The sequence below is a fragment of the Bacteroides sp. An322 genome, from assembly GCF_002161765.1.
GTDB lineage: Bacteria > Bacteroidota > Bacteroidia > Bacteroidales > Bacteroidaceae > Phocaeicola > Phocaeicola merdavium.
On the sequence record NZ_NFIN01000021.1, the window covers coordinates 1 to 13,986 of the forward strand.

A 13,986-nucleotide genomic window follows, 5' to 3' on the forward strand; every position below is an offset into this window, starting at 1 on the left:
TTATTGTTTGGTACCTTTAAAGATATAACATTTTTCCAATTGACCGACTGATTTGAGATCTGAAGATGCTTATAACATTATTCTTGAATCAATTCAAAACAGTTTCTTATAAAAGAATACATTTTTAGACACATAAATTAAAACAATCGTGACATGTATAAAAATATCACATTACTGATTTTATGTTTACTTACATTAAATATCTATTCACAAAATGATAGTATTATTAAATTAAGGATAAATAATAATGTTCACTATTTTGAAAATTATTATAAACGTCCTATTTCCCTAATTCATTATAATAATCATACAGATTTTGGAATAAGAAAGAATACATACATGAATAAAATATTTGATATGAAATGCTATAAGTATGATGCCTTTCCAAATTTCATAAATCATTCCAATACTTTTTTCTATGATTATAATAGATGGGGAAAAATTGCATCTTACATGTATGGTCAAAGTTCTCAAAATACACTTCCTGGTATTGGCATTATTAATCAAGCATCATTAATATATCAGAAAAATTTTAATTCGTATTTTGATATTAAGATAGGAATTAATGCTATAAAATACCATTTACCCAACTTAAAACAAAGCGGACAATCTTTTGGCCTATTGGGATCTGCTACATATTTACCTACAGAAAAACTACACATCAGTATTTTTGGTTGTTATACTCCTAACAATATATACAATTTTAATAATTCATATTATGGTACTACAATAGGTTATGAATTTTCAGAGCGAGTCGGTATAGAAGTTGGAGTACAAAGATATTACGATGCTCAGAATGGTTGGAAAACAGTTCCAATTTTCATACCTTATTATAAATTTGAAAAGTTTGATTTAGGAATTGATATTGGAGGTATATTATACGAAATTGTAAGAAGTATAAAAGATAATAAACAACAAAATAAAATGTTACCAATACGCCTTCCTCCTAGAAATTAAAGATTGTCTTAACTTTAAAAAGGTTGACTATTTGAACGCTACACCAAGCATATTTATATAGGTAACCAAACTATCGAATCAAAAATCGGTGAGTTTGCATCCTATGGTTCGACCTCGAGACACATACAATATGCAGTAAGGAAGATGCCGTACATGCGCTTCCTTGATTTATCTTGTAAGCATTCTATTTTCCGCCTTGACACACATCATAGCCTAACCTATCTTTGCGCCGTAACCTTTAACAACAATGATTATGGCAAAAGAAAAAGTAAACTACCAGGAGGTATATGACCTCTACCAGTTATGCAGCTTCGCATCCGTGGGATAAAATTGATTGAATATCAACCTATAAAGTGATTTTTAAGGGTAGACTATTATAATATTAGCAAGTTAAAATTAGTATCAACCAAACAAATCATAGAATGAATAAAAGAATTATAATAAATTGCTCACTTCTTTTGTTTTGTAGTGTTTCTTTTGGGCAAAAATTAAGTCCTGCCCAGCAAATGGCCGATTTTGACACTTTATGTACAAAATTAGAATATGTACACCCCGACCTTTATCTCTATCAGTCAAGAGAAGAGTATGAAAACAACAAAATCAAGATTAAGTCCTCCATGACTGATTCTATCAGCATATCCGACTTCTATCTGAAAATAGCCCCTTTTATGGCTAATATAAAGGATGGTCATAGTATGATGCTGCCGCCTATTACCAACGACCTGATAGCGATTGCAAAGAAAGATGGCAAGACAATGCCATTGAGAATAAAAGTATCCGGAGATTTCTTTATTGTAGATTATCCGGTGATTGATAATTCCATGGTTTGTGAAGGTGATACGATTCTCGGAATTAACGGAATCCATTCAAAAGATATACTTGGACGGATGTATAGCCTTTGGGGTTCGGAGAAAGGTAATGGCATTAAGGAAGGCAGTGTAAACGCCTATTGGTCTCCATTGTTGTGGTACATGTACAGATGGGGCGAGTCGTATGAGTTTACGATAAAACGTGGTGATAAAATGGAAGAGATACGTTTGGAAGGAGTTCCGCAAAGTGTGGCTATAAAGGTCATCAAAGAAAGACAATCCCAGAAAAAGCCTGAAAGTTTCAGTTGTTGTTTCTCTTCCGATTTCACAAAGGCAACTCTCACCATTCGCAATGTATTTCAGGAAACTGAACTAAAGGTATTTTGTGATTCAGTCTTTAAGGAAATAAACCGGAGAAAAATAAAGGATATAATTATTGACTTACGAAATAACACAGGGGGTTCAAGCAAGTGTGTGGATAGGCTTATTTCCTATTTTCCACATCCGGACTATTCGCTATATTCTAAGAGTCAGTTGAAGGTCAGTGCATATTCCAAAGCCTATAATAAAGACAGGCATCCGGAAATATACAGTCAAATCTGCAATTTGCCGGATGGAGGACTTTTTGTTATAGAAGCTACTCCCGTCAAGAGTAATTTGAAAGAAGCTAATCTATATCATGGTAAAACAACTATTCTTGTGAATAACAAGACTTACTCTGGTGCATCCACTTTGGCCCATACGATGAAGAGGTTAGGTATCGCGAGAGTGAAAGGAGAAACAGGATGCCCTGATGTATATTTCGGTAATTATCTGCATTTTACATTGCCAAATTCCAAGATAGATTATTATATCAGTTTCTCTAAGTTTTATGAGTAAAAACAATTGATAAAATGAAAAAGATTATTTTAATTTTCGCCTTGTTCATAGCATGTCTTTGTGCAAAGGCACAATCTATTATTCCACAGGTCAATGAAAATGTAGAACTTATGAGTATCTTGTCCCGTATGGCAGGTTTCCCTGAATACCACATGGATATGGCAGGACAATACATAAAGGACATGGACAGCTATTTTAAGGATAATACAGATCATCCGGCAGTTCAGTATATGAAAGGACTTAGAAGCAAGTATGGAATCTCCTTCGATGCTGTCATGTCAATGGCAATACATCTGGACAACCGGAACGGTACTTTATCTTTGTGCCAAAAAGATATTCCTTCCTTAGAAAAAAGATGGAAGAATGTGGATAAGGATGAGTTTTTGTCTTATCTCAACAGCTTTTATAAGGACACAAACTTCAATGAATTTTTCAAAGCCCATAAAGACCTTTATGATAGAGGACTTAAATCTTATCAGGATAATGTCATTAAACATTTTGATATAGACTGGTATGCCGATTTCTATGGTAACGAACCTCAGGAAACTTTCTCTGTAATAATCGGATTCTGTAATGGCGGTGGTAACTATGGCGTAAACAGACAGCTAACAGGCAAAATGAAGGAAGTATTTGCCATTGTTGGTTATTACGTGGATGAAGAAGATACACCTACGTACAACAAAGAATATCTCCCTACTTTAATACATGAGTTTAACCATTCTTTCATCAATCATTATCTGGATGAAAATAAATATCCTGATTTTGCAAAAGAACTGGAACCGACTGCCACAGACTTATTCATGTCCTCTCGTTGGAGTATGGCGAAACAGGCGTATGGTAATTGGAAAACCGTCATAAACGAATCACTTGTCCGTGCGGCTGTTATCTGTTATATGCTGGACAAAGAGTACAAACCTGAAGAAATAAGAAATGAACTGTTGGAACAGGTACAGCGTAATTTTAGATGGATGCCCGAACTGGTTACCCTACTGAGAAAATACGAAAAGAAACAATTTAAGTATGGAAATTTTGAGAATTTCTATCCGAATGTAATAGACTTCTTCACTGAATATAATAAAATGGAAAATAAAAGATTTGATGTTTTGAAATAATCGTACCATAGTGGAATTGAAATTGTTATAATCATTAGACATCTGGGCGATATCCAAATCTTTTAATCGTACCATAGTGGAATTGAAATAGTTGAAGCCTACGCCGTTGCTTGCCTTCAAAGACTTTTAATCGTACCATAGTGGAATTGAAACACTGCATGAAACGAAATAGGGACAATCTTCGACATCTTTTAATTTTGCTGTCTGATAAAAAATCATGGAATTAGAAATTTTTTTGCATATGTGAAACAAGGAATATGATACATAACGTTCGGATGAAAGCTTAAACTTGAATGGTTCTATTGCCATTCGCTTGACCGAATGATAAATTTCTGTAAAATGGGTAGGATTATCGGGATTCAGGTCATACAGATATGAATGTAACTTTTTATCTTTGTGACCGTAAAAAAACGATAGAAAGACATGGATTATAATTTTGATGAAATAGTGCCCCGCCGTGGCACCCGTTCGTATAAATGGGATTCAGCGGCAGATGCGGACGTGCTCCCGATGTGGGTGGCAGATATGGATTTCCGTACCTTGCCTGCCATTGTAGAGACTTTGCAACGAAGAGTGGCACACGGCATATTCGGTTATACCAAAGTGCCCGATGCTTATTATGAAGCTATTGTCAACTGGTTCTCTGCCCGGCACGGCTGGACGATGAACCGCGAATGGATTATTTATACCATTGGGGTGGTCCCTGCCGTATCGGCTATCATCAAGGCGATGACCCAGCCGGGCGATCAGGTGATTGTGCAGACTCCGGTGTATAACTGCTTCTTTTCTTCCATCCGGAACAACGGATGTGAAATTGTGTCCAGCCCGTTGGTGCGTAAGGACGATACGTATGCGGTTGATTTCGACGATTTAGAGGCAAAGGCTTCCAGTCCGAAGGCGAAAGTGTTCTTGCTCTGCAATCCTCATAATCCGGCAGGGCGTGTATGGACTCCCGAAGAATTACGCCGGATGGGAGACATTTGCATCCGCCACGGTGTGTTCATCATATCCGATGAAATCCATTGCGAGCTGATACAGCCCGGATATGCCTATACGCCTTTCGCTTCGTTGGGCGGGGAATACGTGAAACATTCGTCCGTATGCATTTCTCCCAGCAAGGCGTTCAATATCGCCGGGCTTCAGATAGCGAACATCGTGACCGCCGATGAAGAGATTCGGAAGAAGATAGACCGTGCTATCAATGTCAACGAGGTGTGCGACGTGAATCCTTTCGGCGTCGAGGCTTTAATTGCCGCTTATAGCGAGGAGGGCAGCGAATGGCTGAAGCAATTGAACGCATACATTGCCGGGAACTATCGCTACATGCAAGCGTTTTGCAAGGAACATCTTCCCGAGTTCCCTTTGATAAAGCTGGAAGGGACTTATCTGGCATGGATGGATTGCTCGGCGCTTGGCATGAAGTCGGAAGAACTGGAAGAAGAACTGGTCGGTAAGGCTAAGTTGTGGCTGAATGCCGGAACGATGTACGGCGCGGAAGGTGAAGGCTTTATGCGCTGGAACTTAGCTTGCCCGCGAAAGAATGTAGAGGAAGGATTGAACCGCTTCCTCCGGTTTGTGAATGGAAGAAGAAGTTAACTCCTTCTAAAAATGAATGTCCGCATTTTCCCAAATTAGTTGTAGGGGCGTATCGCATACGCCCTGAAAACATCCGCATGGATAAGTGTGTGTATTCGGGCGTATGCAATACGCCCCTACATGGCTGTTTGCGAATATTCATAAATGAACATTAATAATTAAATAAGATAGTATTATGGAATCAGCTGTAAAACTTTATTCATTGCCGTACTCCAATGTGAAAACCTACGGAGCGGCTTTGTTGTTCGTGATTGGCAATATTGCTTTGCCTCAATTGTTCCATTTGATTCCCCAAGGCGGGATGACGTGGCTTCCCATTTATTTCTTCACCCTGGTAGGCGCTTACAAGTACGGTTGGAAGGTTGGTTTGCTTACCGCTATCGCTTCTCCGTTGATAAATTCGGCATTGTTCGGCATGCCTGCTCCGGAGGTGCTTCCGGTTATCTTGTTGAAGTCCGTCCTGCTGGCTGCTGGTGCCGGGTTCGTGGCTCATCGTTTCCAAAAGGTATCGGTATTGGCTCTGTTGGCTGTCGTGTTATTTTATCAATGCGTCGGTACTTTGGGCGAATGGGCATTCTTTGCCGATAGCTTCCATGCAGCCGTTCAGGATTTCCGTATGGGCATCCCCGGCATGTTGCTCCAAATATTCGGCGGCTATGCCTTCATCCGTTACCTGATTCAGAAGTAATTTTGTTTTCACCACAGAGTACACAGAGGCACACGGAGGATAATTATAAAAACTCTGTGTGCCTCTGTGTACTCTGTGGTGAAAAATTAAATCACTCGTTGGTAAGCAATGCGCGGTGTGCCGTTGGCTACGTAGATGATGCCGCAAGGGGTAAAGCCGTTCTTCTCCAACAGGTGTTGCATCACTTTATTATCGGCATGAGTGTCTGCCCGCAGATTCGAATCATGTAAAGCACACCAGTTGACACATGCTTGAAAAATTCCTTTTTCGCTTCCGTCTGAGGCAATCCGATGAATGACATGATAAGGTTCGTCGTTCAGCCACGCTCCGTTTTCGATACGTGCGTAATTCGGGTCGGGACTGGGGACGAAACAGAATGTCCCTATGGCTTTCCCTTCTTTGTTTTCGCAAACATAACAATCCCCTCGGCTTATTTCGTCCGCAATCAGTTCACGTTGCGGATAACCGTTTATCCACTGGTTCGGATTTCCGGTCTTTGCCATAAAACGGCGTGCCGCATCGAATATTTCCATGAGGCGGTTTAAATCAACTGGTGTAGCTTTACGTATGTTCATATTTATAGATTAATGTAATATTCTGATGCACATGGTCTTTCCACGATTTGGAGTATTCTACCGGAACATTATTCGTCACCTGCACGGGTTGCCCGTCTATCGATATGCCGAAACGTGTGCCCCTGCCTTTATAAATAGGGAATACCGGCAACGAATAAACATGCACGGTTACCGAATCTGCATCTATCTGTGGCAATTCATACTCGATTTGAGGAGCCGAAGGAGAAGTCGGGTCAGCCAATGACTCTGTAGCCTCACCTAATTGGAGGATATTCCAATCGTAACCCAATCCTTTTACCAAGCGTAAGGTATGCCCAGAAGCAGATTTAATGTGATAACGTGTCAAATCTACCAAAGTACAGCGTTCCAGCTTATCTTGTTCGGGACGGAGAGACAAGTCTACCGGTGTTTCTCCTTTTCCTTTTGTGTAGGTCACCTCTGGCATGTTCTGGTATTTGGCAACCCATCCCGGCGCCAGTGTCATCATGTGGTTCCATTTTCCATCGAGTTGCGTATTGTAACGATGATTCAGTGAAGCAATACTATCGTATGCCAATTCTGATTGGCGGGCTGCCCAATTAGCTTGCTCAACCTTTCCCTCGGCAAGCAGTTCACGGTTCAATTGAGCCATTAAAAACTTGCGGTTCATCTGATACGAAGCCAAAGCCTGATAGCCTATCAGTTCGAAGAATGCCGGACGATAATTTTCCGGGAGTTCGTTATAGAGGCGAACCGCTTCGTCGGACAAACGCTGATAATCGTCTAAACGGCGGAGCGCGTCATTATAGTTTTGGAAAGAATAATCGGTAGAAGCTAATTCCGTATATTCGGGTGCATCCCATTCGCGTTCCCAGCCCATGAACTCCGGCTTACGGCTCCATGCCAACCGGTAATATTCGTCCAACATCCGTTGGAAACGGGCGTTATATGCATCGCCGAACAATCCAGCCATGAATGAAGCCTGATGCCCGTTGATGGAATGAATATCGTATTTGTCAATATCCCATGCCATGTCAAAATACGTCTTGATAGCAAGCTCTGCCGGCTTGATGTCGCCTACATTCAAAAGCTAATAACGGTCTGCCCCTGTATCGTAAGCCTTCTTCAATTCTTCGTACATCAACACGGGGGGAGTGGTGCATATCCAAAGATAATCGTGCGGAGCACCCAGATAAGAAGTGTGGTAATAAACGCCCGCCCGTCCGCTGCGTTGTTGTTCTTGCGGATTGCTCAAACGTTTCATATAGCCGTAATTATCATCTACCCATACCAAAGTCACGTCATCGGGCACCTTCAACCCGCGTTCGTAAATGTCTAGTACTTCTTTGTAAGGCACGAATTGTTGCGGAATGGAGTCGATAGGATGCGGAATGTATTTCGACAAGATATTCCGTTGGTCTGTTAATACCTCTTCTATCAGGCTCACTTCACGTTCTTTGGGTACGCCCACCAATCCCGCATCGTGAATGCCCCGCATGGCAAGGGTATAGAAGTTTTCGTAAGGTCCGTTCTCCGAAATACGCTTATCGAGCACCTTGTTAATGCCGTCCTTATTGGTAAGGTAATTCCAGTCGCCCATTGTCTCCTTATCCCATTCTGTCACATTATTGAAAAGCAACGGCTCGCAATGCGAAGAAGTCATGACAATGGCAAAACTATCTGCCACCAATTTATTGTCGGGATACTTGTTAAACGCTCCCGAACTGGGGTGCATGGCAGGAGCCAGCATATTGCCCCGCATACGGAGTATCAACTCGCATACCTTGGCATAGGTTTTCGGACCGATATCTCCCAATTCCTTATCGAATGTTTTCGAAGCCCACGGCGTGATGCCCCAACCTTCATCGTTGATAAAGATGCCCCGGTATTTGATGCTGGGAGCCTTCGATGCATAATCAATGGCTTCCACATACAGTGCGTCATGACGCTTTACGGGGACATCCGACCACCAATAAAGCGGAGACATTCCCATTGCTTCCGATAAGGCAAACGTTCCGTATGCCGTTCCCCGCCGGTCGCATCCGGCAATGATTAAGACCCGGTCAATATTTTCGGTAGGCTGGTTTATTGTTTTCAGCACATATTGCTCCCAACCGTGGCGGATAGCGGACACATCCAGCTTCTTCTGCTTGACCATTTCATCGATAAACCGATTATGTCCTAAGGTACCAATCACAACGATGTTTTTCCCTTCCGTTGGATTTTTCACCGAAACCGGCCTCTTTACACCCGTCACACGAGCGATGTCTTCCGCAAACAAAGCCGCCGTTTTCTTTACCACTTCGAAGTCTTCCGAACTGATATAAATATCACACGGCTTTCCGTTGGCACACAAAGGGAAATCTGTTGATGTCGCAGGCTTATCGTTCACTTTCGGCTGGGCGAAAGCGGATAATCCGCATAGGAGAAATAGAATGATGAATAGATGTTTCATAATAGTTACTGATTTTGATACGAATATACGAATTAATAGAGTTGATAACATTACTAACTTTTTCTTTTAAGTATTTTTTTATGAAACTTCTAATACGTAAATAGGATATGAATCCGCCGAATTGTCTGTGTGAATGATTAACCCGTCTTTAACTAATTCCCAATTCACATTTTGTATTCCAGATAAACTTTTTACCGTATTTATTTTATCCAACTTTGTAAAGGCTCTTAGTTTAAAGACTTTGTCTTGCACATGACGGACGATTATATATACCTTGTTCCCTTTACTCGTATAGCGTACGTCTGGAGTACGTTGTTGGGGGAATCCGTTAAATACAGCATCGTCAAATTCCGCCTTTATCTCTTCATCGGGCTGGTTCGGGTCTATTTTTTCTCCATAAATACGCCAAGGTCTCGTTCCATAAATAGCTTCTCCATTCGTTTGCATCAAAGCGTGCAACTCTTTTATAATCGGAAATGTCTGTATAGGGAAAGCTCCTTTACCATTAGGAGCTACATTTAATAACATATTTCCTCCTTTGCTAACTACATCTGTTAAATAGCGTATAATCATATCTGGTTTTTTATATAAGGTATCATAACGGTTATATCCCCAATTCCGTCCCATGGTCAGATTTACTTCCCAGGGTTCATGACTGGTATTGTCTGTAAGTTTCTGTTCAACCGTTTTAAAATCACCTTCCCCATTGCCTATTCTGTCATTAATCAGACATTCGGGTTGTAATTTGTAAATCAACTCTCTGATAGTTTTACTCTGTTCTTTTGTCACCAGTTCAGGAGTATCAAACCACATGAAATCAATTTTCCCGTAATTGGTCAGCAATTCTTTGATTTGTGGAATAGCTTTACGCTTCAAATAAGCCGGCAATGATTTCCCGTCTTCATCCGGATAATCCCACGTATTGCTTCTGCCTCCCTTTTGCGGCCAATTAGTCGGGACATCCGGATCTTCCCAGTCACGTCCTAAAGAATAATAAAAACCAATCTTCAAATTCTCTTTCCGGCAGGCATCTACAATTTCTTTTATCGGGTCTCTTTTAAAAGGAGTTGCATCCACGATATTGTAATCACTGCATTGAGAATCGTACATGGCAAATCCCTCGTGGTGCTTTGTTGTGATAACGATGTATTTCATTCCTCCTTCTTTAGCTGTTCTGACCCATTGCTCCGCATTAAATTCAACGGGATTAAATTCCTCGGCAAGTTTAGCGTATTCTTTTAACGGAATCCGCTCGTAAAGCATAAAATGCTCTCCGCCTCTTGTCTTTTTTCCATTCCATTCGCCTCCGGCTTCCGAATAAAGCCCCCAATGAATAAACATACCGAACTTATTGTCGGCAAACCATTGTAGACTACGCTGACAAGCCGGTTGGGCTGAAGCGTAGATGCTTGCTATTAAAAATATAATACTAATTGCTAACTTATTCATCATTCCATATAGTAAACAAAAGGGGAGTAATCTCTTCAACGGACGTTATTTCCACTTTTTCCCACAAGGCTATCAATGCTTCAGAAGCAATATCCTCTGCCACAGCTTCATCGTGGACGTATGATTTTGCAAATCTGAAAGCCTGTTTGTAGTACCTGGTATAAATAAACGTGAACGATATGTCCGACGAGTTTTTCATTGTTTTAACTATAAGATTCGGTTTTGAGAACAAAGGTACAAATAAAAAATGTGTTTTTCATAATAGATTGCATGGATTTAATAAATTTATGCGAATCAGGAATTGGCTTGTTGATTCAACTCCCGATTCGCATAAAACTAGTAAACTCTGTGGTTCTTGTATCTTTTGTTATACAGAAACGCTCTTTAGAACTCGATAATCAAAGAACGGTTGGCAGGAATAGTCAGGTTTTGAGTGAAATTAACCTTTTTGCCGGTTGTAATGATTGTACCTTCTTTAGAGTCTTGAGTTAGAGCGTTGTAGTGTTGGCTTGGCAGAACTTGTTCTTTGTCAGTGCTGTTTAAGACAATCATTTCTGTTTTACCATCACTCGTGCGGGCATACAAGTAGATTCCTTGCTCAGGAATGTGATACTTTACAGTTTTGTTTTCTGACATTTTCTTGTTTAGTTTTAGTTTTGCGCTTCAAAAATAGGGCTTTCATTCTAAACAAGCGGAAAGAAAACGGTTAAAATTGCAGTCCTTATACGGTTTTTATGATATAAATCAAGAAATGTTAGTTTTATAAACGCAGAGACGCAAAAACGCAAAGTCTTTATTTAGAGAGCAAAAGAGCGCAAAGAATTAAAAATTGAGCATTTTTAAATAAGTTCTAATTTTTAACTCTTCCGTGTCTTTTGCTTTCTCTAAAAAATATATTCTCCGCGCTTTTGCGTCTCTGCGTTTATAAAATATCAAATCAAGAATCCTAACAGGATACCTGCGGCTACGGCGGAACCGATGACTCCGGCTACATTCGGACCCATGGCATGCATCAGCAAGTAGTTGGTCGGGTCGTATTCCGCACCGACGATTTGCGAGATGCGGGCAGAGTCGGGCACGGCAGATACGCCTGCATTACCGATAAGCGGGTTGATCTTGTTGTCTTTCTTCAATACGAGATTGAATATCTTCACGAAGAGCACGCCCGATGCGGTGGCTATCACGAACGACAAGGCACCCAAGCCGAATATCTTCAACGAATCCCATGTGATGAATTCCGAAGCTTGGGTAGACGCGCCTACGGTCAGTCCCAACAAAATGGTGATGGTGTCAATCAGCGGGCCACGGGCTGTCTCTGCCAACCGGCGGGTCACGCCGCTTTCTTTTAACAGATTACCGAAGAACAGCATTCCTAATAGAGGTAAGCCTGAGGGTACTAAGAAGCAGGTGAGCAACAGACCCATAATGGGGAACAATACCTTTTCGGTATGCGACACGGCACGCGGGGCTTTCATGCGGATGAGGCGTTCTTTCTTGGTGGTCAGCAAACGCATGATAGGCGGCTGGATAACCGGCACCAATGCCATGTACGAATAAGCGGACACGGCGATGGCTCCCATCAGGTTAGGCGCCAATTTCGATGAAAGGAAGATAGCGGTCGGACCGTCCGCACCGCCGATGATGCCGATAGCGGCTGCCTGCATGGGGTCGAATCCCCATTTGAGTGCAATCATGTAGGCACCGAAGATACCGAACTGGGCTGCCGCGCCGATGAGCATCAGCTTCGGATTGGAAATCAATGCCGAGAAGTCGGTCATGGCTCCGATGCCGAGGAAGATGAGAGGCGGATACCAGCCCGACGTCACCCCTTGGTATAAGATGTTGAGTACCGAACCCTGTTCGTAGATGCCGACCTGCAGACCGGCTTCCATATTAAAAGGAATGTTGCCCACCAGCATACCGAATCCGATAGGAATCAGCAGCATCGGCTCGAATTCCTTTGCCACGGCAAGATAAATGAAGAATATACCGACGGCTATCATGATGAAATGCTGGTAAGTCGCATTGTAGAAGCCGGTATACGTCCAGAAATCCGCCAGGTTGCTCTGTAAGAAATTGATAAATTCTCCCATAGTTATTCGATGATTATAAGGTCTGTACCTTCAAGAATAGATTCTCCTTTGCTCACTTGGATAGCGGTCACTTTGCCGTCGCGGTCGGACTTGATGTCGTTTTCCATTTTCATGGCTTCCAATATTAATAAGGTCTGTCCGCGTTTCACCGTATCGCCTTCTTTCACCTTGATGTCGAGGATGACTCCGGGCAGCGGTGATTTGATGCCCGACTTGCCTTGTGATACGGTGGGGCGGGATATAGCCGGAGGAGGAGCGGCCGGAGTGGTCGCGGCGGTACGGACAACCGGCTTGATTTTCGGGCTTACGTGCTTCTCTAATTCTACGGTGTAGGGCGTACCGTTTACTTCTACGTGTACGTTGTTGTCTTCTATGTCTCCTACGGTCACTTTGTATAAGTTCCCGTTGATTTTATATCTATATTCTTTCATGGTCATTCATTACGTTAGAGGGTTATTTCTTATGAGGATTTTCGCGCAGGGTATAAATCTTCGAGCTCCATGGCGAGTAGCTTCTCTTTACGCGGCTGATGGTGAGGATGGTTTCTTCTACATCGTGGTCGCTTCCCTGAGCCTCGTGCAGTGCCATGGCAATGGCGGCTATTACATCGCCCGGCGCTTCGCCCAATCTCCGTTCCTTGGCTTCTTGCTTGTCGGTGATGTTATGTACCTTCATGGCATTACGCTTGCGGAGCTTGACGGCAATCTTGCCGATGACGCGGAAGCAGATGTATAAGAGGATAAGTCCGGTAAACACTACGGTCATGGCGGTAAGGGTCATGCCGAAGCCCGCCGAGTCGTGCAGCTCGAATTTATCCATTTTGGGATTTCCTTCCAATGTCTGGTTATTCGTGCTTGGAGTGACGTATTTGGTCTCGCTATCATCCTTTACTTCCCATTCGTCCGAGCCGTCGCTGATGCGTGCATACGATTGGTCTGTCTTCAGGATGCCGGCGGGCACAACCACTTCGTCTAAAAGTTTCCGTCCCGAATCGTACAGTCCTACCCAGTTGTCATTGGTCTTGCTTAATACGAAATTGGTATGGAAGGTGCCTCGGCGCGGCGCTCCGTCTGCCCAGAAGAGGGCGTGCTGGCGGGGGCTGATAGCGGTCAGTACATCTCCTTTCGGAATGAAATAAGATACGGTGTCGCCCGGCTCGCTGCTCACTTTCAGGTAGCATCCCGCCAAGTTGACACTATTATAAGATGTGTTGAATATTTCCACCCATCCGCTATGTACGCCGTAATCGTCCTGAAAGTTGCTTTGGTTATCCACCAATACTTCGTTGATGACGATTTTGCTGCCCGTCTCCGGTGTGGTGCACGAGCTGAGTGCGCCCGCCATAGCAGATGCGAAGAATATTCCGGCTATGTATTTGTTCATAACTAAACGCG

13 protein-coding genes and 1 pseudogene are annotated in these 13,986 nt (G+C 42.5%); 5 read left to right on the top strand and 9 right to left on the bottom strand.

The annotated features are described in order from the left end of the window. Positions 1-153 precede the first annotated feature (153 nt). The 5 genes from B5F91_RS11030 to B5F91_RS11055 all read left to right on the top strand — a co-directional run bounded on the left by B5F91_RS11030 (position 154) and on the right by B5F91_RS11055 (position 6,041). Positions 154-957: a hypothetical protein gene (locus B5F91_RS11030; protein ID WP_087251737.1), complete on the top strand. Its 804-nt coding sequence runs from the start codon at positions 154-156 to the stop codon at positions 955-957. A 422-nt stretch (positions 958-1,379) separates the two neighbouring features. Continuing rightward, positions 1,380-2,645 carry a S41 family peptidase gene (locus tag B5F91_RS15280; RefSeq protein WP_162611707.1) on the top strand — a complete coding sequence of 422 codons (1,266 nt, stop codon included), beginning with the start codon at positions 1,380-1,382 and terminating at the stop codon, positions 2,643-2,645. Positions 2,646-2,659: 14 nt separating this feature from the next. Then, the gene (locus B5F91_RS11040) at positions 2,660-3,757 is read left to right on the top strand and encodes a DUF4932 domain-containing protein (RefSeq protein ID WP_087429148.1); all 1,098 of its coding nucleotides are present in this window, start codon (positions 2,660-2,662) and stop codon (positions 3,755-3,757) included. Positions 3,758-4,180: 423 nt separating this feature from the next. After that, positions 4,181-5,353 (top strand): MalY/PatB family protein, encoded by a 1,173-nt coding sequence (locus B5F91_RS11045; protein ID WP_087429149.1) that lies wholly within the window; start codon positions 4,181-4,183, stop codon positions 5,351-5,353. A gap of 175 nt (positions 5,354-5,528) precedes the next feature. Further along, a complete protein-coding gene (locus tag B5F91_RS11055) occupies positions 5,529-6,041 on the top strand; it encodes an ECF transporter S component (RefSeq protein WP_087429151.1) in 513 nt (170 codons plus the stop codon). An 86-nt stretch (positions 6,042-6,127) separates the two neighbouring features. On the opposite strand, the gene B5F91_RS11060 is transcribed toward B5F91_RS11055, so the two are convergent. From B5F91_RS11060 to B5F91_RS11100, 9 genes and pseudogenes are all read right to left on the bottom strand, one after another. Further along, a complete protein-coding gene (locus tag B5F91_RS11060; protein ID WP_087429152.1) occupies positions 6,128-6,616 on the bottom strand; it encodes a GNAT family N-acetyltransferase in 489 nt (162 codons plus the stop codon). Then, complete coding sequence (locus B5F91_RS15570) at positions 6,603-7,475, bottom strand: hypothetical protein (protein ID WP_343210836.1); 873 nt, start codon at positions 7,473-7,475, stop codon at positions 6,603-6,605. The genes B5F91_RS11060 and B5F91_RS15570 overlap by 14 nt, the downstream gene beginning before the upstream one ends. Before the next feature lie 12 nt (positions 7,476-7,487). Next, positions 7,488-9,101 (bottom strand): annotated as a pseudogene (locus B5F91_RS11070) (glycosyl hydrolase 115 family protein); the annotation flags it as partial. Between the two features lie 27 nt (positions 9,102-9,128). Further along, positions 9,129-10,502 (bottom strand): alpha-L-fucosidase, encoded by a 1,374-nt coding sequence (locus tag B5F91_RS11075; protein WP_239416408.1) that lies wholly within the window; start codon positions 10,500-10,502, stop codon positions 9,129-9,131. Then, positions 10,492-10,698 (bottom strand): sigma factor, encoded by a 207-nt coding sequence (locus B5F91_RS11080; RefSeq protein ID WP_239416409.1) that lies wholly within the window; start codon positions 10,696-10,698, stop codon positions 10,492-10,494. Before B5F91_RS11080 ends, B5F91_RS11075 begins: the two co-directional genes overlap by 11 nt. Before the next feature lie 185 nt (positions 10,699-10,883). Further along, complete coding sequence (locus tag B5F91_RS11085) at positions 10,884-11,135, bottom strand: cyclomaltodextrinase C-terminal domain-containing protein (RefSeq protein ID WP_087429155.1); 252 nt, start codon at positions 11,133-11,135, stop codon at positions 10,884-10,886. Between the two features lie 296 nt (positions 11,136-11,431). Beyond that, the gene (locus tag B5F91_RS11090; RefSeq protein WP_087429156.1) at positions 11,432-12,592 is read right to left on the bottom strand and encodes a sodium ion-translocating decarboxylase subunit beta; all 1,161 of its coding nucleotides are present in this window, start codon (positions 12,590-12,592) and stop codon (positions 11,432-11,434) included. Between the two features lie 2 nt (positions 12,593-12,594). Continuing rightward, on the bottom strand, positions 12,595-13,023 hold the full coding sequence (locus B5F91_RS11095) for a biotin/lipoyl-containing protein (protein ID WP_087429199.1): 429 nt from the start codon (positions 13,021-13,023) through the stop codon (positions 12,595-12,597). Positions 13,024-13,045: 22 nt separating this feature from the next. Beyond that, the gene (locus B5F91_RS11100) at positions 13,046-13,975 is read right to left on the bottom strand and encodes an OadG family transporter subunit (RefSeq protein WP_087429157.1); all 930 of its coding nucleotides are present in this window, start codon (positions 13,973-13,975) and stop codon (positions 13,046-13,048) included. Positions 13,976-13,986 lie beyond the last annotated feature (11 nt).